General features: G+C 35.9%; 32 protein-coding genes. 13 read left to right on the forward strand and 19 right to left on the reverse strand.

Annotated features, from left to right (window positions below; genetic code table 11):
• The first annotated feature begins 162 nt into the window (after window positions 1–162).
• Together MHH42_RS21290 and MHH42_RS21295 are read left to right on the forward strand one after the other, a co-directional pair.
• Window positions 163–741, forward strand: coding sequence for a GNAT family N-acetyltransferase (locus MHH42_RS21290; protein ID WP_001164998.1), 579 nt, complete (start codon window positions 163–165; stop codon window positions 739–741).
• On the forward strand, window positions 722–1,042 hold the full coding sequence (locus tag MHH42_RS21295; RefSeq protein WP_000866179.1) for a hypothetical protein: 321 nt from the start codon (window positions 722–724) through the stop codon (window positions 1,040–1,042). Before MHH42_RS21290 ends, MHH42_RS21295 begins: the two co-directional genes overlap by 20 nt.
• A gap of 34 nt (window positions 1,043–1,076) precedes the next feature.
• Here MHH42_RS21295 and efp read toward each other — a convergent pair whose 3' ends face one another.
• The 4 genes from efp to MHH42_RS21315 are packed head-to-tail and all read right to left on the reverse strand — an operon-like array spanning window position 1,077 to window position 3,703.
• Complete coding sequence (gene efp, locus MHH42_RS21300; protein WP_000626519.1) at window positions 1,077–1,634, reverse strand: elongation factor P; 558 nt, start codon at window positions 1,632–1,634, stop codon at window positions 1,077–1,079.
• A gap of 21 nt (window positions 1,635–1,655) precedes the next feature.
• Window positions 1,656–2,717 carry a Xaa-Pro dipeptidase gene (pepQ, locus tag MHH42_RS21305; RefSeq protein ID WP_070173768.1) on the reverse strand — a complete coding sequence of 354 codons (1,062 nt, stop codon included), beginning with the start codon at window positions 2,715–2,717 and terminating at the stop codon, window positions 1,656–1,658.
• Window positions 2,718–2,721: 4 nt separating this feature from the next.
• On the reverse strand, window positions 2,722–3,162 hold the full coding sequence (aroQ, locus tag MHH42_RS21310) for a type II 3-dehydroquinate dehydratase (RefSeq protein WP_000735144.1): 441 nt from the start codon (window positions 3,160–3,162) through the stop codon (window positions 2,722–2,724).
• A gap of 52 nt (window positions 3,163–3,214) precedes the next feature.
• Complete coding sequence (locus MHH42_RS21315; protein WP_000076902.1) at window positions 3,215–3,703, reverse strand: YqhR family membrane protein; 489 nt, start codon at window positions 3,701–3,703, stop codon at window positions 3,215–3,217.
• A gap of 244 nt (window positions 3,704–3,947) precedes the next feature.
• Between MHH42_RS21315 and MHH42_RS21320 the strand changes: the two genes are divergently transcribed.
• On the forward strand, window positions 3,948–4,868 hold the full coding sequence (locus MHH42_RS21320) for a DUF1385 domain-containing protein (RefSeq protein WP_000797102.1): 921 nt from the start codon (window positions 3,948–3,950) through the stop codon (window positions 4,866–4,868).
• A gap of 79 nt (window positions 4,869–4,947) precedes the next feature.
• The gene (locus MHH42_RS21325; protein ID WP_001014465.1) at window positions 4,948–5,349 is read left to right on the forward strand and encodes an SA1362 family protein; all 402 of its coding nucleotides are present in this window, start codon (window positions 4,948–4,950) and stop codon (window positions 5,347–5,349) included.
• Here MHH42_RS21325 and MHH42_RS21330 read toward each other — a convergent pair.
• The 3 genes from MHH42_RS21330 to splB all read right to left on the reverse strand — a co-directional run bounded on the left by MHH42_RS21330 (window position 5,346) and on the right by splB (window position 7,660).
• Entirely contained in the window at window positions 5,346–6,008 is a 663-nt protein-coding gene (locus MHH42_RS21330; protein ID WP_000643926.1) for an HAD family hydrolase, read from the reverse strand. The genes MHH42_RS21325 and MHH42_RS21330 overlap by 4 nt on opposite strands.
• A gap of 53 nt (window positions 6,009–6,061) precedes the next feature.
• Window positions 6,062–6,490 (reverse strand): transcriptional regulator MntR, encoded by a 429-nt coding sequence (mntR, locus tag MHH42_RS21335; RefSeq protein WP_001143071.1) that lies wholly within the window; start codon window positions 6,488–6,490, stop codon window positions 6,062–6,064.
• A 144-nt stretch (window positions 6,491–6,634) separates the two neighbouring features.
• Window positions 6,635–7,660, reverse strand: coding sequence for a spore photoproduct lyase (gene splB / locus MHH42_RS21340; protein WP_000802126.1), 1,026 nt, complete (start codon window positions 7,658–7,660; stop codon window positions 6,635–6,637).
• Between the two features lie 116 nt (window positions 7,661–7,776).
• Between splB and MHH42_RS21345 the strand changes: the two genes are divergently transcribed.
• The 3 genes from MHH42_RS21345 (at window position 7,777) to MHH42_RS21355 (ending at window position 9,814) form a co-directional block, all read left to right on the forward strand.
• Window positions 7,777–8,094, forward strand: a complete 318-nt coding sequence (locus tag MHH42_RS21345) for a PadR family transcriptional regulator (RefSeq protein WP_340894063.1) — start codon at window positions 7,777–7,779, stop codon at window positions 8,092–8,094.
• Window positions 8,095–8,099: 5 nt separating this feature from the next.
• The gene (locus MHH42_RS21350; protein WP_141498671.1) at window positions 8,100–8,771 is read left to right on the forward strand and encodes a DUF1129 family protein; all 672 of its coding nucleotides are present in this window, start codon (window positions 8,100–8,102) and stop codon (window positions 8,769–8,771) included.
• A 200-nt stretch (window positions 8,772–8,971) separates the two neighbouring features.
• Entirely contained in the window at window positions 8,972–9,814 is an 843-nt protein-coding gene (locus MHH42_RS21355) for a hypothetical protein (protein ID WP_000111888.1), read from the forward strand.
• A 28-nt stretch (window positions 9,815–9,842) separates the two neighbouring features.
• Here MHH42_RS21355 and MHH42_RS21360 read toward each other — a convergent pair whose 3' ends face one another.
• Entirely contained in the window at window positions 9,843–10,679 is an 837-nt protein-coding gene (locus MHH42_RS21360) for a lipoate--protein ligase family protein (protein WP_000514090.1), read from the reverse strand.
• A 170-nt stretch (window positions 10,680–10,849) separates the two neighbouring features.
• Between MHH42_RS21360 and MHH42_RS21365 the strand changes: the two genes are divergently transcribed.
• On the forward strand, window positions 10,850–11,233 hold the full coding sequence (locus tag MHH42_RS21365) for a rhodanese-like domain-containing protein (RefSeq protein ID WP_000108653.1): 384 nt from the start codon (window positions 10,850–10,852) through the stop codon (window positions 11,231–11,233).
• Window positions 11,234–11,268: 35 nt separating this feature from the next.
• Here MHH42_RS21365 and MHH42_RS21370 read toward each other — a convergent pair whose 3' ends face one another.
• The gene (locus tag MHH42_RS21370; protein WP_002048959.1) at window positions 11,269–11,805 is read right to left on the reverse strand and encodes a hypothetical protein; all 537 of its coding nucleotides are present in this window, start codon (window positions 11,803–11,805) and stop codon (window positions 11,269–11,271) included.
• Between the two features lie 314 nt (window positions 11,806–12,119).
• Here MHH42_RS21370 and MHH42_RS21375 point away from each other — a divergent pair, with 314 nt between their 5' ends.
• The 5 genes from MHH42_RS21375 to MHH42_RS21395 all read left to right on the forward strand — a co-directional run bounded on the left by MHH42_RS21375 (window position 12,120) and on the right by MHH42_RS21395 (window position 14,769).
• Window positions 12,120–13,097 (forward strand): LacI family DNA-binding transcriptional regulator, encoded by a 978-nt coding sequence (locus MHH42_RS21375; protein ID WP_340894066.1) that lies wholly within the window; start codon window positions 12,120–12,122, stop codon window positions 13,095–13,097.
• Between the two features lie 97 nt (window positions 13,098–13,194).
• Window positions 13,195–13,776: a TetR/AcrR family transcriptional regulator gene (locus MHH42_RS21380; RefSeq protein ID WP_002005730.1), complete on the forward strand. Its 582-nt coding sequence runs from the start codon at window positions 13,195–13,197 to the stop codon at window positions 13,774–13,776.
• Window positions 13,777–13,847: 71 nt separating this feature from the next.
• Window positions 13,848–14,180, forward strand: coding sequence for a DMT family transporter (locus tag MHH42_RS21385; protein ID WP_000312340.1), 333 nt, complete (start codon window positions 13,848–13,850; stop codon window positions 14,178–14,180).
• 1 nt (window position 14,181) lies between these two features.
• The gene (locus tag MHH42_RS21390) at window positions 14,182–14,496 is read left to right on the forward strand and encodes a DMT family transporter (RefSeq protein ID WP_000312621.1); all 315 of its coding nucleotides are present in this window, start codon (window positions 14,182–14,184) and stop codon (window positions 14,494–14,496) included.
• A gap of 15 nt (window positions 14,497–14,511) precedes the next feature.
• Window positions 14,512–14,769 (forward strand): DUF3975 family protein, encoded by a 258-nt coding sequence (locus MHH42_RS21395; protein WP_000267969.1) that lies wholly within the window; start codon window positions 14,512–14,514, stop codon window positions 14,767–14,769.
• Between the two features lie 10 nt (window positions 14,770–14,779).
• Here the strand turns inward: MHH42_RS21395 and MHH42_RS21400 are convergent, their stop codons facing one another.
• The 10 genes from MHH42_RS21400 to gcvPA all read right to left on the reverse strand — a co-directional run bounded on the left by MHH42_RS21400 (window position 14,780) and on the right by gcvPA (window position 22,239).
• Window positions 14,780–14,971 (reverse strand): hypothetical protein, encoded by a 192-nt coding sequence (locus MHH42_RS21400; protein ID WP_001042435.1) that lies wholly within the window; start codon window positions 14,969–14,971, stop codon window positions 14,780–14,782.
• Window positions 14,972–15,221: 250 nt separating this feature from the next.
• A complete protein-coding gene (locus MHH42_RS21405; RefSeq protein WP_340894773.1) occupies window positions 15,222–15,818 on the reverse strand; it encodes an ABC-2 transporter permease in 597 nt (198 codons plus the stop codon).
• 32 nt (window positions 15,819–15,850) lie between these two features.
• Entirely contained in the window at window positions 15,851–16,483 is a 633-nt protein-coding gene (locus MHH42_RS21410; RefSeq protein ID WP_001186576.1) for an ABC-2 transporter permease, read from the reverse strand.
• A gap of 14 nt (window positions 16,484–16,497) precedes the next feature.
• Window positions 16,498–17,166 carry an ABC-2 transporter permease gene (locus tag MHH42_RS21415; RefSeq protein ID WP_001249434.1) on the reverse strand — a complete coding sequence of 223 codons (669 nt, stop codon included), beginning with the start codon at window positions 17,164–17,166 and terminating at the stop codon, window positions 16,498–16,500.
• Window positions 17,147–18,019, reverse strand: coding sequence for an ABC transporter ATP-binding protein (locus MHH42_RS21420; RefSeq protein WP_000891283.1), 873 nt, complete (start codon window positions 18,017–18,019; stop codon window positions 17,147–17,149). Before MHH42_RS21420 ends, MHH42_RS21415 begins: the two co-directional genes overlap by 20 nt.
• Window positions 18,020–18,022: 3 nt before the next feature.
• Window positions 18,023–18,397 (reverse strand): GntR family transcriptional regulator, encoded by a 375-nt coding sequence (locus MHH42_RS21425; protein ID WP_340894069.1) that lies wholly within the window; start codon window positions 18,395–18,397, stop codon window positions 18,023–18,025.
• 116 nt (window positions 18,398–18,513) lie between these two features.
• Window positions 18,514–18,705, reverse strand: coding sequence for a hypothetical protein (locus MHH42_RS21430; RefSeq protein ID WP_000535934.1), 192 nt, complete (start codon window positions 18,703–18,705; stop codon window positions 18,514–18,516).
• A 70-nt stretch (window positions 18,706–18,775) separates the two neighbouring features.
• A complete protein-coding gene (locus MHH42_RS21435) occupies window positions 18,776–19,000 on the reverse strand; it encodes a DUF3929 domain-containing protein (RefSeq protein WP_000542262.1) in 225 nt (74 codons plus the stop codon).
• A 423-nt stretch (window positions 19,001–19,423) separates the two neighbouring features.
• Window positions 19,424–20,899 (reverse strand): aminomethyl-transferring glycine dehydrogenase subunit 2, encoded by a 1,476-nt coding sequence (gene gcvPB / locus MHH42_RS21440; protein ID WP_000795710.1) that lies wholly within the window; start codon window positions 20,897–20,899, stop codon window positions 19,424–19,426.
• The gene (gcvPA, locus tag MHH42_RS21445) at window positions 20,896–22,239 is read right to left on the reverse strand and encodes an aminomethyl-transferring glycine dehydrogenase subunit 1 (protein ID WP_000903224.1); all 1,344 of its coding nucleotides are present in this window, start codon (window positions 22,237–22,239) and stop codon (window positions 20,896–20,898) included. The genes gcvPB and gcvPA overlap by 4 nt, the downstream gene beginning before the upstream one ends.
• Window positions 22,240–22,255 lie beyond the last annotated feature (16 nt).

The following is a 22,255-nucleotide window of genomic DNA, read 5'->3' on the forward strand; positions in this document are numbered from 1 at the left end:
ATTCTACATTCCAAAAAAGAATATATTTGTACAACCATATGCAGAGGTTGTCTATTTCAGAAGTAAAAACATAATTTTTCTCTAACACCTTTATTTAAATCTGAATATTTGTGTTTTTTAATGGTATATTATGGTATATTTAATTTAAAAGGGGTATAGACGATGCAGCACGTTACTTTATTACCACTTGATTTACGCTATGCAAATGTGCTTTTTGAGCTATCAAGTGAACCACACGTAAAAAATGCATTAGGAATACAGGTAGAAAAAGTCGAAGACACGAAAGCATTTCTTCTTTTTGCAATAGAAGAAGAGCGCCAAAAGAAGTCTTTATCGAGAATGATTGTAAATGAAGAGAATGAAATACTTGGCCTCACCACACTTAAACATATTAATTATGGGAAGAAACAATCTCACATTGGTAGTTGGCTTGGCTATCCATATTGGGGTAAAGGGTATAATGAGGCAGCTAAAAAAGAAATCTTTAAAATCGCTTTTTTAGACTTACAACTTACATACGTATTCACTGGTGCTAAAACGACTAACATTCGCTCGTTAAAAGCACAAGAAAAACTACCTTACATTTCATTGCATGTGAAAAACAAGTTTCCAGGCGAACATGCTGCACTGGAGAAAGAAGTAAAATCACCTTGCGTACTGCATGTCGTATCGCGTAAGAAATTTTTAAATTGGCTGGACGTACAAAATGAGGGGGGAAAATATGAAGGTTTTGAAAATTAGTTTAACAATTGTAGTAGAATTAGCTCTTATTTATCTTTTTTCATTATTGGTCGGTTGGTCATTTATAGAGACCTTTTTCCTTGGCAGTCTAGCAATATTTGCAATTATGTGGTTAATTATTATGAGTAACCATAGAAATAACATTACAGATCACGCAATAAGTAAAACATTAACTGGTGTTGAGACTGGTGAAATAAAACCATTTCAATTCATTTTCACACCATATATAGCGGGTACTCTTTCACTTGTTTTAGTTAGTTTTGTTGTCACCGCAATTTACTATATGCCCTATTTTCTATAAAAAAGCACTCGTGATAATCACGAGTGCTTTTTTACTATGCACGAGAAACGTATTTACCTTCACCAGTGTTGATGATAAGCATTTCGCCTTCGTTAATGAAGATTGGTACTTGTACAACAAGACCAGTTTCTAATGTAGCTGGTTTTGTTACGTTAGAAGCTGTGTCACCTTTAATACCAGGCTCTGTTTCTGTAACTTTTAATTCAACTGTGTTCGGAAGTTCAACACCAAGTACTTCACCTTGGTATGTCATAATAGATACTTCCATGTTTTCTTTTAGGAATTTTAATTCGCGCTCGATTTGGTTTTCACCAAGTTCGATTTGCTCATAAGTTCCGTTATCCATAAATACATGAGCCTCACCGCTCGCGTATAAGTATTGCATACGACGGTTTTCGATGTGTGCTTTTTCTACTTTTTCACCTGCACGGAATGTTTTCTCTTGAACAGAACCTGTGCGAAGGTTACGTAGTTTAGAACGAACGAATGCAGCACCTTTACCTGGCTTTACGTGTTGGAAATCAAGTACTTGCCAAAGGGCATTGTCCACTGAAATTGTTAAACCTGTACGAAAATCGTTTACTGAAATCATGTAAAAAAATCCTCCTGTGTATTACAAAATAATAAGTTCTTTTGGTGATTTCGTAATTACTTCATTACCTTCACTCGTTACAATGATATCATCTTCAATACGTACGCCGCCAATACCTGGAATATAAATACCTGGTTCTACTGTTACAGCCATACCTGGTTCAAGTACTGTATCAGAACGGAACGCTAAACCTGGCGCTTCATGGATTTCAAGGCCGATTCCATGACCAGTAGAGTGTCCAAAGTATTCACCATATCCTTTTTCCGTTATGTAATCACGCGTTAATGCATCTGCCTCGCGGCCTGTTAAACCAGCTTTAATACCGTTTACACCACGTAATTGTGCTTCTAAAACGACATTATAAATTTCTTTTAATTTATCAGATGGTTCACCGACTGCAATTGTACGAGTAATATCAGAACAATACCCTTTGTAATAAGCGCCGAAGTCTAATGTAACGAAATCTCCTGTTTCTATCACTTTTTCAGATGCCACGCCGTGCGGTAATGCCGAACGAAGACCTGAAGCAACGATAATATCAAACGAAGAAGATGTTGCTCCTTGTTTTCTCATGAAAAATTCAAGTTCATTTGACACTTCAATTTCAGATACTCCCGGGCGAATGAATGATAGAATATGCTCAAAGGCAGCATCTGCAATCTGTGCAGCTTCCTTTAATATCTTAATCTCTGAATCAGTCTTTATCAAGCGTAACTTTTCTACAAGCCCAGAAGTCGGGATAAATTCAGCTTCGATCGCCTCATTATACGTTACGTAAGAGCTATATGTAAGAGTATCCTGCTCAAAGCCAAGCTTTTGAATTCCAAGTTCTTTCACTTGCTTTGCAACTTCATCAATAATTAATCCTGCATGCTGCACGATTTCATATCCAACAGCTTGTTTACTAGCCTGCTCTACATAACGAAAATCCGTAATAAATTGAGCACGCTCTTTTGAAATAAGTACAACCCCAGCTGTTCCAGTGAAGTTAGCCATGTATCTACGACTATGTTCATTTGTTAATAAAATACCGTCGATACCAGCCTCAGCAAATGCGCTTCTTAATCTTTCGATTTTCTCCATGACTTTATGCCTCCCTTAATTTCTCCATTAATGCAAATAACGCTAACTTATAGCCATAAAAACCAAATCCAACAATTTGTCCTGCACAAACAGCCGCCGTCACAGATTCGTGACGGAACGATTCACGCTGGTGAATGTTAGAGATATGTACTTCAATAACAGGAATCGAAATGCTCGCAATTGCATCTCGAATTGCATAGCTATAATGCGTAAATGCTCCAGGATTTAAAATGATCCCTTCATATATATCTTCAGCCTCATGAAGACGATCGATAATCGCACCTTCATGATTCGATTGGAAACATTCTAACTCCACTCCCATTGTTTTTGCTTCTTGCTTCATATCTGCTTCAAGTGTCGCTAACGTGCCCTTTCCATATACATTTACCTCACGAACACCGAGGCGATTTAAGTTAGGACCGTTTACGAGGAGTAACTTTTTCATATTCTTAAAACTCCTTAATATTAAATATCTATACAACATTTTAACATAGGAGTTACTTATTTGAATAGTTCGTCTTCTCTTCTCCTTCTTGCTCCGCTTTATTACTATTTACTGCGTAAGAAACAGAGTATGCAATAAACACACCATACAATATAAAAATACATATTGTCGTCACAATCGTCTCTTTCGGCAAATTGAACGCACTTTTAATAACAGGTGCCATTAAACCCATTCCGAAAAACAGTAACGCCCACCAAAATAGCCCATAAATAATCCCTGGAATGATTCCTTCAAATTTCGCCAAAAACGCTTTATATAAAAAGGAAATCAAGATTGAAAGAAGTCCCATGCAAACAATTCCTGACAGATTGCCCCATATCCCTTCTTTCCAACTCCCAAACGCAAATGGTAACAGTAAATAATTAGGTCCCGCTTCCGTGAATGAAAATATATGAAGGAAATACCATATTCCTCCCCAAAAAATTCCACCAAACAAACCGATTTGCACATAATTCCTTGTTCCTAATTGTTCTTGACTCACATCAACACCTCCGCTCAATAGTATGCCCGAAACTATTTTGAAGCATGTTTAAATACTGCGAAATTTGTCTATAAAAAGAATAAGAAATGTCCGACTCTCGTAACATTTTCTCTTGTCATATACTTGTATTTGTCGATAAAATAAAGGAAACTCGGTGATTGTCTTATTTCAAAACGACAGAACCCAGTATGACAATTGCCTCTTTTTCTACATAAGAGAGAAACAAATACAGGTTGGTGTTAACATGGCAGAAGAGTCAAAACAAATATATGGCGGGCAAGCAGTCATAGAAGGAGTTATGTTTGGCGGTAGAGAATATACTGTTACAGCGGTTCGTCGTAAAGATAAATCGATTGAATTTTATCGATTACCACGCGTTCGTAATAAAGCATTATCTATCCTAAAAAAAATTCCATTTTTACGAGGTATTGCCGCCATTGTGGACGCAAGTGCGAATGGAGCAAAGCATTTAAACTTCGCTTCAGAACGATTTGATGTCCACCCAGAAGATGATGAACAAATTGCAAATAAAAAAGAAGAACAATCAAAATTAACGATGGTATTAGGAGTTGCAGCAGTTGGCGTTTTATCTTTCATATTCGGTAAAGTCATTTTCACAGCAGTTCCTGCACTATTAGCTGAATTAACGAGACCGATTTTCCCATCTCATACAGGGCAAATCATTGTCGAAAGTGTCATTAAGCTCATGCTACTATTGAGCTATATATACTTTATTTCTTTAACCCCACTTATTAAACGGGTATTTCAGTATCACGGTGCAGAGCATAAAGTAATTAATGCTTATGAGAATAATCTTCCTATGACTGTAGAAAACGTCCAAAAGCAAACCCGCCTCCATTATAGATGTGGTAGTAGCTTTATTATATTTACAGTCATTATTGGAATGTTTGTTTATTTCCTCGTTCCTACAGATCCACTTTGGGCACGAGTAATAAACCGAATTTTATTAATTCCAGTCGTTCTCGGCATTTCGTTTGAAGTACTACAATTTACGAATCGATTGCGAGACATTCCTGTATTACGCATACTTGGATATCCCGGATTATGGCTGCAACTATTAACAACGAAAGAACCAACAGATGATCAAGTGGAAGTAGCTATTGCATCGTTTGAAGAATTATTACGTTTAGAAAACAAACAATAATTATTTAAAAATGGTGTTCAACTCCTCTCCTCATCGTTAATATACTAATTTTAATATATGTTTTTAGGAGGTGTTCCTTATGAACGGTCGTTCGTTTACTTTCGCTATATTTGTGCTTATAATTGGATTAGCAATATTCGGCCTTGTTTCATCTGTAATTACAAATCCAATGGGTGTATTAAGAAATATCGGGTATATGTTACTTGTTGTCGGTATCTTTTACTTGCTATACAAGATGTTTACTAATTCCAGTGGTTCTGCAAATTCGCAAAGCTCATATAAGCGCGCTGCAAAACAATCGAACCGCAAACATGGGAAACAAAATGTAGCACCCCTAAGCAATTCATTCTTGAAACGAAATACTTCTGATGACAAGGGCAAAAAGGGTAATTCTCCATCGTTGAAACGAAAAAGAAAACAATCTCATTTAACTGTCATTGAAGGTAAAAAGAACAAAAAGAAAGACCGTGCTTCCTTTTAGGAAATACGGTCTTTCTTTATACTTTCAAGCACTTCTTTCAAAGTTTTATCTATCATACTTTCAATTCGAAGGTGATGATTTTCAAATGGTAAATTTCTTGTCACATCATTTGGAACAACGACGCATTTTAATCCTGCCGCAACCGCTGCTTTCAATCCATTTAATGAGTCTTCAAATACAACAGCTTCTGATGGTTCAATTCCTAATTCCTCTATTGCAATTCGATAAAGTGCTGGATCTGGTTTTACCTTCTCAACATCTTCTCTCGTTTTAATTACTTCAAAATAATCTCGAATCTGTAGATCTTCTAAAAAACGAACAACCCATTCTCTAGATGAACTAGAAGCTAATGCGATTTTCAATCCCATTTCTTTCGCTTCTTCTAAATATTCTTTTACCCCATCACGCGCTTCTGGTATTTTCATTTTCTCTTTATGTAAAGTCGTCACCTTTTCTTTTAGTGCACGCTCGTTAAACTTTTCTTTTAATTGTTCCTTTAAATATGCATAAAGTACATTATCTGTCGTTCCAATACATTTCGCAAATTCCTCTAAAGGTAACTCTCCGCCGTACTCACGAACAGCATCTCTGAAAGAGTGAAACCATATTGTTTCTGTGTCCACAATTAATCCATCAAAATCAAAAATAATTGCTTTCATAATTCTCCCGTCCTTTTCGATTGAAATAAAAAAGGAAACGCCATCCGTTCCCCTTAATTACTTTTCTCTTCATTTGCTTTTTGAACACCACGAAGTGTTTCTACTCGAACCTCATCTTGTTCAAAATATTGTACTAAATCACCGATACGGTCAATTGCTTCCCAACTTAAATGATGTTCAATCCCTTCAACATCATTGTAAATCTTGCTTTCATCCAAACCAATAATACGCATAAACTGCTCTAGCAAGTCATGACGATATACGAGACGTTCTCCGATTTTTTTACCTTTTGATGTTAATACAAGCCCTCTATATTTTTCATAAATTAGATATTCATCTTTGTCTAATTTTTGCACCATTTTTGTTACAGAGGATGGATGTACACTAAGCGCTTCAGCAATATCAGATACGCGGGCATAACCCTTTTCATCAATCAACAAATAAATTTGTTCAATATAATCTTCCATACTAGGGGTAGGCATCGGTTTCCTCCATCCAATTTCATTTTGCTTATTCCGAACGAAGCAATCAATAAAATGATACACCAGAAAGAATAACGTGACAAGGTAGAAACGAGCCTAAATCTGCAAAAGAGAAAAGAACCCGCAATCAAATACAAGTTCCTTTCATGTGAAATATTGAATTTCTGCGTCAGGAAAAAAGTGACGAATATATCCTCGAATCGTTTCCTCCAATACTTCTGCATCATCTTTTTTATAGACGTATTTCCCAATACCGTATCGTCCCCATTTATATTTCCGCTTCTCTTCGTCCATTTCAAGTTTCGTATTCGGATAACGCGCTTGAATGACCTTTTTTGCCGGCTTCGTAAAGCGATGCTGAATTAATTCAAACGTTAAATTTGGTATCACCATATCTTTCAAGGCATTGTATAATCTCTCAAACAATTCACGATACCCCTCTTCCCATCCTTCATGCATATAAAGTGGCGCAACTATAAAGCCAAGTGGATAATTAGCCCCTGCCACTTTACGAGCAGCCTCAATTCTCTCTTCGAACGGCGATGTCCCCGGTTCAAAATTTTTAATCACATAACGTGAATTAATGCTAAATCGAAAACGCGTTTTCCCATTATGCTTTGCATCTAATAAATGATCAACGTGCGAATATTTCGTAACGAAACGTAAACGCCCATGCTCACTTTCTCCCATAAATTCGATCGTTCGCTTTAAAGCATGCGTTAAATGATCAATTCCAACGATATCTGATGTACACGCCGCTTCAAATCTTGTTATTTCTGGTGCCCTTTCATCCATATATTGCTGTGCCTTCTCAAATATTTCATCTAGATTCACATATACACGAACGTAAGGTTTACTACCAAGGGTCGTTTGCAAATAACAATAATGGCAATGTCCCATACACCCTGTTGCAAGCGGAATTGCATATTCAGCTGACGGCTTTGACGTATCAAACTTTAATGTCTTCCTCACCCCAACGACAAGCGTTGCCTTTGCATTGCGATACTTTTGCAAATCATTTTCACCTGGCAAATTTCTAATTTGATTATGGGATGTCGTTTCACGAATTTCTAATCCCATCTTCGTAAACTTCTCATACAGCTCTTTTCCAAGTGGATATTCGAGTGCCTTCGGTTCAAAGTAAACAAGTTTTGGCATAAACGGTTTCATATACTTCCCTCCTCTCGTTAGTATGGAGAACACGGAAAAATTAAAACGCATTAAAGTTTTCCACTTCAGTAACTTGCGTTGCAAGGCAAGTTACCTGAATAAAAGGTGGGGAAATCATGCATAGCAAAATGTTAAAAGGTGTACTCGAAGGTTGCATCCTATACATCATTTCGCAAGAAGAAGTGTATGGATATGAGCTGAGTACAAAATTAAATAAATACGGCTTTACATTTGTCAGCGAAGGAAGCATATATCCGTTATTGTTACGTATGCAAAAAGAGAGGCTAATTGAAGGAACATTAAAAGCTTCCTCACTCGGTCCAAAGCGAAAATATTATCATGTAACCGATAAAGGAATAGAACAGCTTGAAGAATTTAAACAAAGCTGGGGAATGGTTTCGACAACGGTGAACAACTTATTACAGGGAGAGTGATAGGGATGAATACGCAAGACATGATTGAATTGAACAACAAAAAACGCAAACTTCTAACATTTGAAAACGAAGCTTCTTATGGCGATATGCTAGTATATCTTCGGTTATCTAACGTACCTGAACAACAAGTAGAAGAACTATTATTAGAAATATTAGATCATCTCATCGAAGCACAAAGAGAAAATAAAAATGCTTATGATATTTTCGGCAATGACTTACAATCTTATTGTGATGAACTCATATCGGCTTTACCAGCTCAAACAAAGTTAGAAAAAACTTCTTTAATCGGTTTTGTTATTAGCTTACTTCTTGCTATACAGTTTGGAATGGACGCCATTGCTTCTCTTTTCATTTTCTTTTTTGAAAAGAAAACCGAAATAATAAGTCCACCTTTTAGTATCCTGGGAACCACTTTGTCTGTTTCACTAATTGTACTAGGAATCCTACTTATTTTATATTTACTAAAGCGTTACTCCTTTAATCAAAAGATGAATTGGAAAAGACGAATTCTATTTGGTATCGCTTTTGCTACTCCATTTTGTTCAGCTGTATTCTTAAATATTTATTTTAAAAAGCAACCTTATCTCATTTACCACCTAACCTTTTGGCAAAACGCCTTAATTGCTATCTTATTTTTCATTTTATATAAATTACTATACAAAAAATCAAATTTTTAACAGCCTTTCAAAAGGCTGTTTTTCTTCTGTCTAATTTTACAAATTGAAAAATTTCATAAAGAAAATAAGAAAAATGCAAAATAATTAAAGTTAATTGTTGACGTGATGCTTTTATTATCGGTATCATAAATCTTCGTGAGCAATTATTTTTCGTTATACGATTTTTTTATTATTACTGAATTTTTGAGAGGAGAAATTAGATGTCAGTTAAGAAGAAAACGCAAGTACGCACCGGCAAAATGGTACGTGAACTAATGTTAGCAGACGAAGATGTAAATGCTTCGCTAATTATGGTATACAGTGAAAACGGTGTAAACGCAGAAATTAAAATCGAGGGCTTAACGCCGAAATGTAACGAAGAATTATTTTTGAGCGGAAACGTGGATTGGAACAAGAGTGTTATTTATAAAATTGTTGATTTCACTGGAAACGCTGAAGTTGGTAAAGTTACATTATCAGCGATGAACAAAAACAATGTTTCTCTAGAAATAGAACGCGTTATGTGGAGTAAAGAAAATAAAGAGGCTGCTGGTCAAGAAGAAACACCGGTAGAAGCCACACCGAAAAAAGAAGTAGTTGTAGAAGCTCCAAAAGCAGTTACACCTGCTCCTAAACCTATTACGCGTGTAGAAACACCTGCTATGGCCCCTAAGCCTACTCCGGTACCGACGCCGAAGCCAGTAAGCGTAGAAGCAGCTGTAGAACTAACTACTCCAGCACCTGTGAAAAAAGTAGTCCCTACTTCAGTTACAAAGCCAGAGACAGTACCGGTTGCTCCAGCAAAACCGAAACAACCTGCTTTGACTGAAACAAATTCAAAACTACAAGAAAATTATGTGAAACTCGTGAAAAAGACAATTGAAGTTTGTCAAGATTACGAGCTTGGCATCGACATAGATGATTCTATTGAAGGCTTAAAAGAAGAACTACAAAGCCAAGGTATTAGCGTTACATTCGACAAAGAAATTATGGACGTTGTAAATCGCCTTCGTTCTTTACAAGATAAAGGAATCAAAGTAGAAAAAGTACTTAATTTACTATAAAAAAATAAGAGATGGCAATCGCCATCTCTTATTTTTTATAATTCCATTCCTTACTTTCATACTTTTCTTTTGCTAACGTTTGAACTTCATGTAACTGTTCTTCTGTTAATTCATATGGCACAAGCTCTATATCCAATCCTTTTTCAAACCCAACCTCGAACGCTTTAATTAACTGTTCGATCGTAAATGTACGGTCTGTCAATTTATTAATTGCTACCGCTTTAGAAGAAAACATACTTTTCATACGTTCTTTCACACGTTCATTTGGGAATAAAAATAGGTCGTATAGTTCGTCTAAATCTATTTCTAACGGAATCGATCCGTGCTGTAAAATAACACCTTTTTGACGTGTTTGAGCACTACCTGCGATTTTTCTTCCTTCAACTACAATTTCATACCAAGATGGCGCATCAAAACATACTCCTGAACGCGGATTTTTTAAATTCTCACGATCCGCCTCTGTTTTCGGAACTGCATAATACGCTTCTAATCCTAATGCCTTAAAACCGTCCAATAAGCCTTGCGAAATAACGCGGTATGCTTCCGTAACTGTTTTTGGCATATTTGGATGATCTTCAGACACAATAACACTGTACGTTAATTCTTTGTCATGTAGTACACCCCTGCCGCCTGTTTGACGACGAACGAACCCATATTTCTTTTCGTTAACTACATCCATATTTATATCTTTTTCAACACGCTGGAAATACCCGACTGTTAATGTTGGTACTTCCCATTCATAAAAACGAATTGTTGGTTGCATCTTCTTTTCACTTTGCCAATTTAATAAACATTCGTCTAACGCCATATTAAACGCTGGTGAACATTGACCAGAGTTAATATAACACCATTTTTCTTTTCCCATCCTACACCTCATATAACCAATTATTTTTCACATTCTCTAGTCTACCAAATTCGACAAAATTTGTGAAAGAATACGAAATTTCTCCTTATATACAAATGAATCTGTTGCATAAATACATATGGGCATTATAATATTGAAAGTAGGATAAGAAAAAAGGGAGCGATAGAACCGTGTCAACAACTTGGATTATTTTATTAGCCGTAATCGTAGCGTTCATCGGTTACACTGTATGGATGTATTTCTATCAGAAAAAATTAATTAAAACTCTTACAGAAGAAGAATTTCGCGCTGGCTACCGTAAAGCACAGCTTATCGATATTCGCGAAGCAGACGAATATAACGCAGGGCACATTTTAGGTGCACGTAACATTCCGTTATCACAAATTCGCCTTCGTCATAAAGAACTTCGCCAAGATCAACCTGTTTACTTATACTGCCAAAGCGGATTCCGTACAGGCCGTGCAGCTCAATACTTAAAAAAACAAGGTTACAAAGATTTCTACCAATTACAAGGTGGATTTAAATCTTGGACAGGTAAAATTAAAAAGAAATAACATACAAAAACTAGCTGCATGCTGCAGTTAGTTTTTTATTTCATATTGTTTGCAATGTAATATAGATTCTTTTTTATTACATCTGCATCGTTCTCTTCTACATTACGATATAATAACTGATATTCAATCCCCTTTTCTTTCCATAGAAGCGTAGCAAATTCCTCTCCTCTCTCGAAGTCATCTTTATTTTTAAAATAAGCAGACGCTCCATTATTCAATTTCATTTGTTCTTGAAATCGCTTTTCTTCTACAAAATCCGGAAAACTGTAAGGGAAATTTGCAACAGTTAGCTCAATATACTCATGTCTACCTTGCTCCTGTTGTTTATATTTAATCGTTAAGACAGCATTCTTCTTTTCAATCGTTCTTACTTCACCCAACACATCACTCGTAATGTCATACGGTAAAAAGGTAGGAACTTTAAATTTCGCCGGAAAATATTTTGGAAGTTCTTTTAACGGAATCGGATCCGTAACGCGATCTGTAGCCCCACCTGTTGTTCCCACAAATGTTTTTTCTTCTTGCATCGTTTGCTGAAATGAACATGAGCTAAGTAATACACTAGAAAACACGAAACAAATGATTCCTTTTTTCAATTTGTTTCCGCCCTTTCATACCGCCCTCTTAACGAACAAAGCGTTTATATGTTGTTCATATTCGCTTGAATGCCACACTCCACCTTTGAAAACTTTCCTCGTTATTCTCACACATTTTGACAAAACTGCTTTCAAACAAACAGAAAGACTTCGCTATTCTTACGCCCAAACGAAATGGTTACGCGAATAATAGAAGTCCTATTTATAACATAGATTGTGAAAAGCTTTTCAGGTCAAGATTTTTTCATTCTACTTATTTTCCCTTTATAATAAGTAAAGAGGTGATCCATATGGCCAATATAAAACAAATCGCTAAAACTGCTGGTGTATCTATATCAACCGTTTCCCGTGTCTTAAATAATCACCCTTACGTAAAAGAAGACAAACGGAAACGAGTTCTAGAGGCGGTTGAAGAATTAAACTACGCAAAAAATATAAATGCTATTCATTTAATAAAGGGGAAAACATATACAATCGGGGTTATGCTCCCTTTCATTAATGTCCCTTACTTCAGTACCATTATTGAAGGAATCGGAAACGAAGCGTTAGCAGTTGGATATCACATTAATTTATGCCAAACAAATTACGATAGTATTGAAGAAATTCGTGTTCTTGAAATGATGAAAATGAAACAATTTGACGGGATGATTATTTGTTCTCGAACGAGTTCATGGGAACAAATCGAACCTTTCGCAAAATTCGCCCCTATTATTTCATGTGAAAAAATGAACCACCCCCTCATTTCATCTGTCTACGTAGATCATTATGAAGGATTCCGGCTCGGTACTGCATATTTACTAAGTAAAGGCCATGAAAAAATCGGAATTTGTTTAGCAAGAAAAACGAGTGTAAATTCTATGGAACGTGAAAAAGCGTTTGCTGATACACTTCATAACGAAGGTCAAACGTTACATCCTGAATGGATTTTTCATCAATGCTATACAATGCAGGACGGTGCACAAATACTCCACCGTATTTTACATATGAAAAATCGTCCAACTGCTATTTTCACAGCGAATGACCAAGTAGCTGCCGGTTTATTAACAGAGGCAAAGAAACGTGGTGTTCGCGTCCCTGAAGATCTCGCTATTTTAGGATTCGATAACCATGAAATTTCAAAGGCGTTAGAAATTTCGACTATTGAACACCCTGGTCTTACGATGGGATCACGTGCTTTTACCTTATTCCATAAACAGATGCAGGACGAACAAATAACCGGGAACTCAGAAGAACTTCCATTCCATTTAATTGAGCGAAAAACAGTCTGAAAAGGAGCGTTAACTATAGCACTCTTTTTCAGCTTTTCACCTATTGACTTTGTGTTTTTTATCTCATATAATAAACCTAACGAACGGTAGGTAGGGGATGAAAATGACAGCAAATCGCATTAAAGCTGTAGCACTTTCTCATTTCGCACGCTACGGCTATGAAGGAACTTCATTGGCAAATATTGCCCAAGAAGTTGGGATTAAAAAACCATCGATTTACGCACACTTTAAAGGAAAAGAAGAGCTATATTTCATATGCTTAGAATCTGCTCTTCAAAAAGATTTGCAGAGCTTCACAGGCGATATCGAAAGCTTTTCCAATTCGTCCACTGAAGAATTGCTATTAAAATTATTAAAAGGCTACGCAAAACGATTTGGTGAAAGTGAAGAATCAATGTTTTGGTTACGAACTTCTTATTTTCCGCCTGATGCATTTCGCGAACAAATTATTAATAAAGCAAATGTACACATTGAAAACGTCGGAAAACTTTTATTCCCGGTATTTAAAAGAGCAAGCGAACAAGATGAGCTGCATAACATTGAAGTAAAAGACGCCTTAGAGGCTTTTCTATGCTTACTCGACGGTCTTATGGTTGAACTACTATACGCAGGTTTAAATCGTTTTGAGACACGTTTAGACGCTTCTTGGAAAGTATTTTGGCGCGGACTTTCAAACTGACGGATTGCTCCTTTGCAATGCGTCGTTTTTAAGCCCTTTACCTAACGACTGGTAGGAAGGAGAAATGACATATGGCATGGATTTATGTAATCATCGCTGGTATTATTGAAATCTTTTGGGTGATTGGACTAAAAAAAGCGGAGGCACCACTTGAGTGGGCTGGTGTTGCGCTATTAATTACAATTAGTTTCGTCTTATTATTTAGAGCTTATAAAGATTTACCTGTCGGCACTGTATACGCAGTCTTCACAGGAATCGGAGCGGGCGGAATCGTTCTTACAGAAATTTTCATCTTCGGAGAACCGTTCTCTATCGTAAAAGTTTTATTAATCGGTTTAATCTTCTTCGGAGTAATTGGTTTAAAACGAGTAACAGAAGAAAAAGAAACGAAGGAGGCCGCATAAAATGGCTTGGGTATTTTTAATTCTAGCTGGTATTTGTGAAATTATTGGTGTACTCTTTATGAAAGTAGCCACTGAAAAGAAAGGCTGGGCACCAAAAGTTATTTTAATCGCTAACTTCGGCGTAAGCTTCTTCTTCTTATCCCTTGCGATGGACACATTACCGATGGGAACTGCTTACGCGATTTGGACTGGAATCGGAACTGCCGGAAGTGCACTTCTAGGCATTCTTATTTTCCGAGAATCAGCGGATTGGCGTCGTCTTGCCTTCTTAAGCTGCATTCTATGCGGCGCTGTTGGCTTAAAACTACTAAGCTAACGTGAGGTGAATGTCATGTGGAGAGAAAAAGGAAAACAAATGTTAGCATGGATCACACTCGTGATCGCCATTCTACTGCAAGTAAGTTTTCATATAATAGAATGGTTGTTTCATAAAGTATTATCCATTCTTGCATTCCTTCCGAACATGACACTTGAAATTTTATCTATCGTTTGGTCCATTATCGCCTCCATTGCAATCGTAATTATATGGAGTATCGCCAAGCTATATAATAAGTTATTTAAAAAGGACAGTTACTCTGAAAAAGAGTAACTGTCCTTTTTTATATAGATTCAGACTTTCTATAGAAGTTTGATGTGATAAGACAAAGCAGACCAACTACGACAACACTCATACCAATTCCTTTATGCAAACTAGGAAATAGCATTGGTATATCCGAATAAAAGTTTGCTAATATGCAACCAATTGAAACTAAAAGTATTCCTATTCTATATAACCATTTTCTTTTGTTCATCATTCTCCCTCCTAAAATTTTTCATACACTCCTTCCTTTTGGACATACTACCTAAAAAAGGAGTGGATCCTATGCAAAATTCTATACATAAACAGATCCTATTTTTATTTTTCCTCTTTCTCATTCTCATTATCGTTTTCAGCTTTATATTACATACTCCAAAAGATGTTGTACCGAATAGCCTCTCTGTTTATAAACTATTACTTTCACATTGTCGATATTGAAGAAGGTGCCTTTTATGAGGCACCTTTTAAAATTCTCTCTTCTCATACAATTTCATTGAAACGAAGGCAGATACTATGAACATGCATATTGAACTAACAAATAATAAGCCGTTATATAGTTGGATTTGTTCCAGGTTGATTTCAAAGAACATAGTACAAATGGCTGTCGGTGCTATTAGTATGAAAAGCGTAATAAAAATAGCTTTTTTATATGCTAGCCAAAATGATATCGGTAAAACAAAGCTTAAATATATTAAAATAAAGCTAATACTAGCAATCATTGTCGTTTCAATAAATTCAAATAGGTTAACCCCATTCTTCATCCCCATCGTGAAACAACCGACCATTACACTTATAAAAAGAATAATAATTGCTACTATATATTTCGCATACACAATTTGTTTTCTCAATATTGGTAAACTATTTACTATAACTTCACTCTCATTTTTACTATCTGCTTCAAATGTTTTTACTGTTACCCCAATTGTAATAATTACTGACATAATTATGAACAGATTTTTCGTATCTGTTAAGGCTATATAAAAGAAAATGGGATACAGTATGTACCAAATTAAAAATTTCCATTGAATGATGAAATCTTTTAAAATTAATTGCTTAATTATGTATTACACCTCCTAACATGAAAATGCCCCTTCTATAACTCTGCCTCCTGAAACATTTTCATTGAGAGTAACATTGATATGACTATACTTACTAACACTCCGATACCGAGAACACTCATCGCTACTGTAGCATCCTCAGAGTGAAGTACTTTTAACATAATTGTTTTATCACCAAAAACATTACACATAAGGCCAATCATACCCATTAAAGGAAAAATCATAATTACATACAAGACAGTAGTAGCTTTATTTCCTCCGATGTAATTAGTAGGTATCATTATCACACAATAAATCAAAGTTGCTACTATTGCTGAAAACATTGCATATCCAGGAATAACTATATCTCTGTCCAACAAAATATTTCCTAATATTACGACTATAAAAGTTGTACTCAAACCGACTATAATAAATAATGTAGTTGAAATATATTTAGCTATAACTATCTCTTTTCTCGTTATAGGCAAACTCACTAATACTTTTTCTGTTTTACTTTTTTCTTCATAATAAAAAGAAATATATATAATCATACTACATGTCATAAATAATCCTATTGCAATCCCCATCGGTTCTACAGAATTCCTAAAAATCGATAAAACGGGTATTAAAAAATAGAAAGGAATCATCTTCTTCTGTAAGAAAAACTCCTTCAAAATTAACTGTTGCATATGAATTCTCCTCTCTATAAATCACGGGCTCCATAAATTTTAATTGTTAGAAACATAGAAGCGATATATACACTAGCTAATATAATTCCTCCAACTATAAATAAGCTAAGATGTGATGGATTCATAATCCACTCAATGAATGAAGGTGCTGTTGCGTTCAGCCCATCCCCTATAAATATCCATGCAATTCCAGCTACTGCCATCGATGCTCCTGACAAGATACTTCTTGCTACCTTTGATTTGGTTCCGTAATAACTAGGAAAAAACGCTGCAACAAAAACCAAAGCGTAAACAGCTCCATTTACTACTCCATACCACGGAATTTCAATATACAAATTAGGATGGTATGCACCGATATCATCAATAACAGCGACACCTCTTATAAGAAAAACAACTACCATAGTTGAGACTATCCCACCTACAATAAATATTGCACAGGAAATATATCTAGCAATTATGATATCCTTTCGACTTAACGGTAAACTATTTATTACAATGTCACTTTTATTCCTTTCATCCATATAGATTAGCGTCATAACGGAGGAAAGGGTTATAAATAGACAACTCATCGGAAATAACAATTCACTCCCGGGCTCAAGTAAAAAGAACATAAGGGGCATAATAAGATTCACTAACCAAGTTACCCGAAAAAAGAACAAATCTTTATAGATGAGCTGACGCATAGGCACCTCTCCCTTTCGCAGTGTAAACGATAATATCATCTAATGTAGGCTTTTCTAGTACAACCTCATTTCCAAACCAATCGATAATTACTTGTTTATCCTTCGCTAAACCTTCAAAACCAAATTTATTTTTTCGTAATCCAACAAATAGCTCTTTTCCTTCTCGATCCAATAAATCATTACTTCCCTTTACGATTACGTAGCTCTCCATTAATTCATCTTTCTCACCAGTAAATATAATTTCCCCATCGTTGATAAAAGTAATATAATCTGCGATGCGCTCTAAGTCTGTTGTAATGTGCGTTGAGAATAATACAGATACTTCATCTTCCATTACAATTTCTTGCAATATATCAAGCAATTCACTTCGAACAACTGGGTCCAATCCTGCTGTTGGCTCATCCATAATAATAAACTCTGCATGATGCGAAAGCGCGATGGCAATCGCAAATTTCATTTTCATCCCTTTAGATAACTCTTTAATTTTTTTATACTTTGGAACTTGTAATCTCTCCATATACGATTGATACTGACATTCGTCCCACTTTTTATATAGCGGTGCAATAATACGCTTCATTTGTTCACACGTTAAATCTTCGTAGTAATGATTTTCATCATATACAAAGCCGATATTTTGTTTTATTTCCTTTTCTGCTTTCTTATTGTCCTTGCCAAAAATTTGTATATCGCCGCTCTCTTTTCTAATTAAATTCATAATCATTTTGATCGTCGTACTTTTCCCAGCACCATTCGGTCCGACAAATCCCATAATATATCCACGTGGCAGCGTAAAACTTATATTTTTCACTGCAAAATCTTGATATCTTTTACAAACGTTTTTTAGCTCTAACATTCCTTATTCCCCCTCATATAAACACGCAATCATCTGCTGTAAATCTTCAAGTGAAAGCTGCAACACTTTACTTTCTCTCACAATTTCTTCAACCTTACTTTCCAATAAACGTAAGCGCTTTTCTTTTAATAGTTCATTGTTTTTACGTGAAACATAAGTCCCCTTCCCAGCAACAGTTTCTATATATCCTTCTTTTTCAAGTTCCTCGTACGCACGCTTCGTTGTAATTACACTAATTTGTAATTCCTTCGCTAAGCTACGAATAGACGGCAGTTGGTCTCCCCCCTTTAAACCACCATTTAAAATAAGCTGGCTTAATTGTTTCCTTATTTGTACATAAATAGGGTCTTGGGAAGAATTCGAAATAATAATATTCATGTTTTCCTCCAGTGTGTATATACTGTATATATCTTATATATACAGTATATACACACCATCCTATTTTTGGCAAGAAAAAAAGACCAACATTTTCCTGTTGGTCTTTCGTATATGTATCACTTTTCAAAGCGATCTAACATTTCGTCTCTCATTCCGAAACTAACAACCGCAATTCCTACATACATAAACAGAAGGAATGCCGGATGAACTGTATTGTACCAGCTGCTATCAACAATTAAATAAATCGTTAACGCCACAACAAGAACAAACGCTAAAATAAACATATAAAAGTGTCTTGTACTACCCATGATAAACTCCTCTCTACTCTCTGCACCATTCAACAGTATATTTTATCGAATAATTCGATATGACTCAAGGTTAACTTTCTTTTATGTAATCAAGTTCTACCTTTACAATGTCCTCACATGCTATTGAAATGATTGTTCCTTGTTTATCAATCGCCGTCACTTCTCTATTATCCATTACACGATGTGCTACTCTTTCTAACACTTTTCCTTGGTCTCGATAGCAAAATTCTTTTACATCTTTAATTGTTTCTCCATTTTCTAAATGGTATACCATTCTATAACATCGATATCCCATACTTTCACCCCCGCCTTGCTCGTTTTTTCACATATACATAAAAATGAGTAATTTTTGCCTCATCACATCTTCTTAATTTCAATAAAATTCTAACAAAAATAAATACTTTTATCAAACCGACTTTTTCAACAAAACTACCTATAAAACTACATTTTTACACAATTATGAAACAAAAAATATAAAGTTTTAACATTTCCTTCACTATTTCTGCATAAAGTGAAGGCTAATAATCAGTGGGGATTTTTGTTCATCCCCACTGATTATTAGCCTTCACCAATCGGGCATTTACGGACAGTTTATCTCCCACCTGGCTTCTTTGCACCAGCTAAGTTTTGAGTTGGGAGTTTTACTGTCCACAAATAGCAGGACAAATTCTCCAAACAAAAAAAGAACCCGCATGTAGCGAGTTCTTTTTTATTCTAATCAAACTTGTACAGGAGCAAGCTTTTCATAACGTAAAACAGGTTTACGAGCAGCCATTGTTTCGTCTAAACGTTTAATAACTGTAGTGTGTGGTGCTTCTTGTACAACTTCTGGATTTTCTTCTACTTCTTTAGCGATTTGAATCATCTTATCAATGAAACCATCTAACGTTTCTTTTGATTCTGTTTCTGTCGGTTCAATCATAATACATTCTTCCACATTTAATGGGAAGTAAATTGTTGGTGGGTGGTAACCGAAATCAAGCAGACGTTTTGCAATATCTAATGTACGTACACCAAGTTTCTTTTGACGACGACCTGATAATACAAATTCATGCTTACAATGTCTATCGAACGGAAGATCATAGAACGGCGCTAATCTTCTCATCATATAATTCGCATTTAATACAGCATACTCAGTTACTGCACGTAGTCCATCTGGACCCATAGAACGAATGTATGTGTATGCACGAACGTTAATACCGAAGTTACCATAGAATGGTTTCACACGCCCAATTGCTTCTGGACGATCGTAATTGAAGTGGTAGCCATTTTCCGTTTTCTCTAAAATTGGTTTTGGTAAGTACGGAATTAAATCAGCTTTCACACCTACTGGACCAGAACCTGGACCACCGCCGCCATGCGGACCTGTAAATGTTTTATGAAGGTTTAAATGCACAACGTCAAATCCCATATCTCCTGGGCGCGCTTGGCTTAATACCGCATTTAAGTTTGCACCATCATAGTATAATTTACCGCCTGCATTATGGACGATTTCAGCCATTTCTAAAATATTTTCTTCGAATAGACCTAATGTATTTGGATTTGTTAACATAAGTGCTGCTGTTTCTTCGTTTACAACACGTTTTAAATCTTCTAAGTCAACAAGACCATGTTCATTCGATTTTACTGTAATTGTTTCAAAACCAGCTACAGTTGCAGATGCTGGATTCGTTCCGTGAGCAGAGTCAGGAACAATTACTTTCGTACGGTTAAAGTCACCATTTGCTTCATGGTAGGCACGAATTAACATTAAACCTGTCCATTCTCCGTGTGCACCTGCTGCTGGTTGTAATGTAACAGTATCCATACCTGTAATTTCAATTAAATGCTCTTGTAAGTCGTACATTAATTCCATTGCACCTTGTACTGTCTTTTCATCTTGAAGTGGATGAATATTTGCAAATCCTGCAAAACGAGCTACATTCTCATTAATTTTCGGATTATATTTCATCGTACAAGATCCAAGTGGATAGAATCCAGAATCCACGCCGTGGTTACGGTTTGAAAGTGCTGTATAGTGGCGCATAATGTCAAGTTCAGATACTTCTGGTAGCTCTGCATCTTCTACTCGAATATAATCGCTCTCAAATACATCTTCTAGTTTCACTTCTTCTACATCTAATTTGGGTAAGCTATATCCTACGCGTCCTTCTTTAGTCACTTCAAAAATAAGTGCTTGGTCTTGGTTCTTCATTGGATAGCCCCCATTTCGTTTACAAGTGTGTCAATTTCCTCTTTTGTACGAAGCTCAGTTACTGCTAACAGCATATGATTTTCTAATTCTTTATAATCACGGCCTAGATCATAACCACCGATAATATTCTTTTGTAGTAATGCGTCGTTTACTTCTTTCACTGGACGTTTGCAATCTACAACGAATTCATTGAAGAATGGTCCAGCAAATGTAGCTGTGAAGCCTTTCGCTTCGAATTGACGTTTTGCATATTGTGCTTTAGAAATATTTTGACGTGCCATTTCTTTCACACCTTGTTTTCCAAGTGCCGTCATTGCAACAGAAGCTGCTAATGCATTTAACGCTTGGTTTGAACAAATGTTAGATGTCGCTTTGTCACGACGAATATGCTGTTCACGTGCTTGTAGCGTTAATACAAATCCACGTTTACCATCTGAATCTACCGTTTGTCCGACAAGACGTCCTGGAATTTTACGCATAAATGCTTTCGTTGTTGCAAAGTAACCACAGTGTGGTCCACCAAACTGTGTTGGAATACCGAATGGTTGTGCATCACCGATTACAATGTCAGCACCGAATTTCCCTGGTGGTGTTAATGCGCCTAATGATAACGGATTTGAAGAAACGATAAATAATGATTTTTGTTGATGAACGATTTTTTCAATATCAGCTAACTTTTCAACTTGTCCGAAGAAGTTTGGATATTGAACGATTACACAAGCAACTGTATCGTCTACTTCGCTTTGTAATACGTCTAAATCTGTTACACCATCTTTATGATTAATTTCAACAACTTCTAGATGTTGACCTTTTGCATAAGTTTCAAGTACTGCTCTTGATTCTGGGTGCACTGCACTAGATACAAGAATTTTCTTTTTACGAGTATGGCCAGCCGCTAACATTGCCGCTTCAGCTAAAGCTGTACCTCCGTCATACATAGAAGAGTTTGCTACATCCATTCCTGTTAATTCACAAATCATTGTTTGGAATTCAAAGATTGCTTGTAATTCCCCTTGTGAAATTTCTGGTTGGTATGGCGTGTAAGCAGTATAAAACTCTGAACGAGAAATAACATGATCAACAATTACTGGAGCATAATGATCGTATACGCCTGCTCCTAAGAAAGAAGCATATTCTTTTAAATTAGCATTTTTACCAGCCATTTGAGATAGCTCTTTTAAAAGCTCTGGCTCTGATTTTGCTTCTTTAATTTTTAAATCCCCTTTAAAACGAACACTCTCTGGAATATCAGAGAATAATTCGTCGATCGTTTGAACGCCGATCGTTTGTAACATTTCTTTTTTGTCTTCTTCTGTCATTGGAAGATAACGATGCAACATGAAATCTACCCCTCTC

The organism is Bacillus sp. FSL L8-0099, assembly GCF_038006385.1.
GTDB lineage: Bacteria > Bacillota > Bacilli > Bacillales > Bacillaceae_G > Bacillus_A > Bacillus_A toyonensis.

Bases quoted from the DNA above. Each gene is read 5' to 3' on its own strand.
- MHH42_RS21290 (WP_001164998.1), top strand. From the start codon at position 163: ATGCAGCACGTTACTTTATTACCACTTGATTTACGCTATGCAAATGTG.
- splB (WP_000802126.1), bottom strand. From the start codon at position 7,660: ATGAAACCGTTTATGCCAAAACTTGTTTACTTTGAACCGAAGGCACTC.
- MHH42_RS21425 (WP_340894069.1), bottom strand. From the start codon at position 18,397: ATGAATATTATTATTTCGAATTCTTCCCAAGACCCTATTTATGTACAA.
- MHH42_RS21380 (WP_002005730.1), top strand. From the start codon at position 13,195: ATGAAAATGACAGCAAATCGCATTAAAGCTGTAGCACTTTCTCATTTC.
- gcvPB (WP_000795710.1), bottom strand. From the start codon at position 20,899: ATGAAGAACCAAGACCAAGCACTTATTTTTGAAGTGACTAAAGAAGGA.
- MHH42_RS21410 (WP_001186576.1), bottom strand. From the start codon at position 16,483: ATGCAACAGTTAATTTTGAAGGAGTTTTTCTTACAGAAGAAGATGATT.
- MHH42_RS21435 (WP_000542262.1), bottom strand. From the start codon at position 19,000: ATGGGATATCGATGTTATAGAATGGTATACCATTTAGAAAATGGAGAA.
- mntR (WP_001143071.1), bottom strand. From the start codon at position 6,490: ATGCCTACCCCTAGTATGGAAGATTATATTGAACAAATTTATTTGTTG.
- pepQ (WP_070173768.1), bottom strand. From the start codon at position 2,717: ATGGAGAAAATCGAAAGATTAAGAAGCGCATTTGCTGAGGCTGGTATC.
- MHH42_RS21295 (WP_000866179.1), top strand. From the start codon at position 722: ATGAAGGTTTTGAAAATTAGTTTAACAATTGTAGTAGAATTAGCTCTT.
- aroQ (WP_000735144.1), bottom strand. From the start codon at position 3,162: ATGAAAAAGTTACTCCTCGTAAACGGTCCTAACTTAAATCGCCTCGGT.
- MHH42_RS21395 (WP_000267969.1), top strand. From the start codon at position 14,512: ATGTGGAGAGAAAAAGGAAAACAAATGTTAGCATGGATCACACTCGTG.
- MHH42_RS21320 (WP_000797102.1), top strand. From the start codon at position 3,948: ATGGCAGAAGAGTCAAAACAAATATATGGCGGGCAAGCAGTCATAGAA.
- MHH42_RS21385 (WP_000312340.1), top strand. From the start codon at position 13,848: ATGGCATGGATTTATGTAATCATCGCTGGTATTATTGAAATCTTTTGG.
- efp (WP_000626519.1), bottom strand. From the start codon at position 1,634: ATGATTTCAGTAAACGATTTTCGTACAGGTTTAACAATTTCAGTGGAC.
- MHH42_RS21375 (WP_340894066.1), top strand. From the start codon at position 12,120: ATGGCCAATATAAAACAAATCGCTAAAACTGCTGGTGTATCTATATCA.
- MHH42_RS21325 (WP_001014465.1), top strand. From the start codon at position 4,948: ATGAACGGTCGTTCGTTTACTTTCGCTATATTTGTGCTTATAATTGGA.
- gcvPA (WP_000903224.1), bottom strand. From the start codon at position 22,239: ATGTTGCATCGTTATCTTCCAATGACAGAAGAAGACAAAAAAGAAATG.
- MHH42_RS21420 (WP_000891283.1), bottom strand. From the start codon at position 18,019: ATGTTAGAGCTAAAAAACGTTTGTAAAAGATATCAAGATTTTGCAGTG.
- MHH42_RS21330 (WP_000643926.1), bottom strand. From the start codon at position 6,008: ATGAAAGCAATTATTTTTGATTTTGATGGATTAATTGTGGACACAGAA.
- MHH42_RS21350 (WP_141498671.1), top strand. From the start codon at position 8,100: ATGAATACGCAAGACATGATTGAATTGAACAACAAAAAACGCAAACTT.
- MHH42_RS21345 (WP_340894063.1), top strand. From the start codon at position 7,777: ATGCATAGCAAAATGTTAAAAGGTGTACTCGAAGGTTGCATCCTATAC.
- MHH42_RS21390 (WP_000312621.1), top strand. From the start codon at position 14,182: ATGGCTTGGGTATTTTTAATTCTAGCTGGTATTTGTGAAATTATTGGT.
- MHH42_RS21400 (WP_001042435.1), bottom strand. From the start codon at position 14,971: ATGAACAAAAGAAAATGGTTATATAGAATAGGAATACTTTTAGTTTCA.
- MHH42_RS21430 (WP_000535934.1), bottom strand. From the start codon at position 18,705: ATGGGTAGTACAAGACACTTTTATATGTTTATTTTAGCGTTTGTTCTT.
- MHH42_RS21360 (WP_000514090.1), bottom strand. From the start codon at position 10,679: ATGGGAAAAGAAAAATGGTGTTATATTAACTCTGGTCAATGTTCACCA.
- MHH42_RS21355 (WP_000111888.1), top strand. From the start codon at position 8,972: ATGTCAGTTAAGAAGAAAACGCAAGTACGCACCGGCAAAATGGTACGT.
- MHH42_RS21415 (WP_001249434.1), bottom strand. From the start codon at position 17,166: ATGCGTCAGCTCATCTATAAAGATTTGTTCTTTTTTCGGGTAACTTGG.